2 protein-coding genes are annotated in these 2746 nt (G+C 61.0%); both read left to right on the forward strand.

Annotated elements, in window-relative coordinates:
* Positions 1-365: 365 nt before the first annotated feature.
* Positions 366-2462 carry an adenylate/guanylate cyclase domain-containing protein gene (locus tag WAO69_RS04315; RefSeq protein ID WP_422176819.1) on the forward strand — a complete coding sequence of 699 codons (2097 nt, stop codon included), beginning with the start codon at positions 366-368 and terminating at the stop codon, positions 2460-2462.
* Positions 2449-2746 (forward strand): 50S ribosomal protein L11 methyltransferase (locus tag WAO69_RS04320; RefSeq protein WP_422176820.1); only part of this gene is annotated, 298 nt, incomplete at its 3' end. The genes WAO69_RS04315 and WAO69_RS04320, both read left to right, overlap by 14 nt.

Here is a 2746-nt window from a genome sequence, read left to right on the forward strand (position 1 = left end):
GAATGTCGGTTTAGACTTCAATTGAGTGCATGAACCTAGACGCCTGTGCGGATGTATGGTGACGCGAGGAATGAGCCGAACGCATGACATTATCTTGGCTGAATTAAAGTGGTGACATTTCATGAACCATTTCCAGATCACCTCAATGTGCCGGGACTGCATGTCGTGCATCATGCCCAGAACCGACGTGTGTGGTTTTTCCCGCTCTGCGACGCACGTCTCAGCCGCGAGCGTGTGATTTGGATCAGCCAATGCGGGATTTGCCCGATTTGCCGTCCGGATCGCAGGGGGGCTTGGGTGCGCCGGGTCATGTGACGAGGGGCCCTCAGTCCCGCCGTTTCACCCTGCCGCTGAAACTGACGATCATGACCGTGTTCGTGTTGACAACGGTTCCTGTGCTCTTGGCCAACATCCAGATAAACTTCACGTCCGCCCAGAATGTCGCGCGGGCGCAGGCCGTGGAACTGGTCGAGAGATTCCGAAGCGAAACGATGCGTGAGATCGCAGCCGAATTTCACGCATTGAAGTCCATTATCTCGAACACGGCGGAACTCGGGCGGAAAGCCCCGGACTTCCTGTCCGACAACGGTTCCTTGAGTTACCTGTTCGGTGTGTTGCAGCACAGCGAGACGATGCTCAACGTCTACGTGGGAACGGAGGACGGCTCGTTTCGCCAGGCAAGACGCCTTCAAGATCCCACGGCCCCTATTCACGGAACAGTCCCGCCGGCTGCATCGAAATACGCCTACCGGTTAGTGCTTCCCGCTGAAGGGCAGCCGGTTCTCGACCGCTATGTCTTCATCGACTCCGGGCAGACCGAGCTGGGTGAAGTGGCATCCGAGACCGGGTATGATCCGCGGAAACGGCCATGGTACAACGTTGCCGTCGCCGCAGAATCCACCGTCATTACGGATCCCGAGGTGTTCTGGGCCTTCGGTCTGGTGGGGTTCACCGTGGCCGAAGCCTTTTCTGTTGATGGCGCTCTCGCCGGGGTCGTCGCGGCGGATGTCACGCTCGACAGCTTTTCACGCTATCTGGCCCAAAAATCGGTCAGCCCCAACAGCCTGAGCTACCTGCTCGATGAAAATGGTCTCGTTCTGGCGGCGTCAGACGAGACGACCGCCTATGGCAGCGACAACGACCGGGTTGCGCTTCCTCATGTGGCCGACGTGGAAAACCGGCTTGTGGCCTTTGCCTATGGGCAAAGACCGTTCGAAGGCGAGGAAGAGGTCTATGAATTCGATCTGGCCGGTCAATCCTACATCGTCGGGCTGTCATCGTTCGAAGAAGATCTCGGCAAGCCGTGGCGTCTGATGGTTCTGACGCCGCTGGGCGACTTCACCGGGGAATTCTCCAAGAACAACAGGGACATGTTGCTTCTTGGCTTTGGCGCCATCGTTCTGCAACTGGCGATAATCTACGTCATAGCAAATCTCCTGTCCCTGCCTCTGCAGCGCTTGGCGCGCAAGGTGGCGCGGATCCAGAACCTCGAAGACAGCTCCGACCTGCCCGTGGTCCGCTCCCGGGTCCGCGAGGTTGCCGCACTGTCCCGGGCGATCGAAACTCTTGATACTGCAGTTCAGGCCTTTTCCCGCTTTGTACCCATCGGACTTGTCAGGCAACTTCTCGGCTCGGATCAGAAGCTCGAACTCGGCGGTCAAAGCCGCTTCCTGACGATCCTGTTTTGCGACGTCGAAGCGTTCTCCACGCTTGCCGAGCGCGTAGCGTCCCGCGATCTTCTCCTGCATATTTCCAGCCTTCTGGGGGTCGTCACCCACCGGGTGCACAACGATCTGGGCACCATCGACAAGTTCGTGGGCGATGGTGTCATGGCCTTCTGGGGGGCACCGGCCCCGCTGGACGATCACGCATGGCATGCCTGTGTCGCCGCGCTGTCCATCCAGCGCGACATGGAGCGGCTGAACGCGGACTGGCGGGATGCCGATGAGCCGGAGATGCGCCTTCGGGTAGGTATCCACTCCGATGTGGTTCTGGTCGGCAACGTCGGCTCGAACGAGCGTCTGAGCTATACCGTTCTGGGCGACGGGGTGAACATCGCCTCGCGGCTTGAAGGCGCCAACAAGCCTTACGGAACACTCATCTGCATCAGCCACGACACTTACCGTGAAGCCGGAGATCGTCTCTGTGTTCGCCCGATCGACGAGGTGCGCGTCAAGGGGCGCAGGACGCTCGTCACGATCTACGAACTGATGGGCGCCTACGGAGCCGGGGAAGACATCCTTCCGTCGCCGGAGATTGTAGCCCTTGCGCGCGCTACGCGGGATGCCTTTGACGCCCTTGTGGCGGGCGATCACGCCCTCGCTCTCGCCCGATACCGTGCCGTGCTCGAAAGCCATCCCGACGACGGCGTCGCGGCCTTCCACGTGCGTAACATCGAAGCAGCGAACGCCCCTGCGTCCCCTGTTCTTAGCAACGTGGAGGACAGCGATGCAGAAATCTGACGACCGGACCCCAGAGGCCAGCTTCCGCCCCAGTGATTATACCGCCGCCCTTGTGCAGATGGTCCTCGAGACCGCAGATCACGTTCGGGGCGCCCGGGTTCTGGATGTCGGCTGCGGCAGCGGTGTGTTGCTCGCGGCTGCCGCTTCGGCGGGCGCGGTGCATCTCAGCGGTGTGGACATCGAGTTGGGCGCGGTCGAGGCGACCCGCAGCCTGCTGGCCGACATCGGCTTTGGGGCGGCGAACGACGTCAGCCAAGGCGCCCTGTTCGCGCCGGTGGCCGGGC

The organism is Aestuariivita sp. (assembly GCF_049276915.1).
GTDB lineage: Bacteria > Pseudomonadota > Alphaproteobacteria > Rhodobacterales > Rhodobacteraceae > Aestuariivita.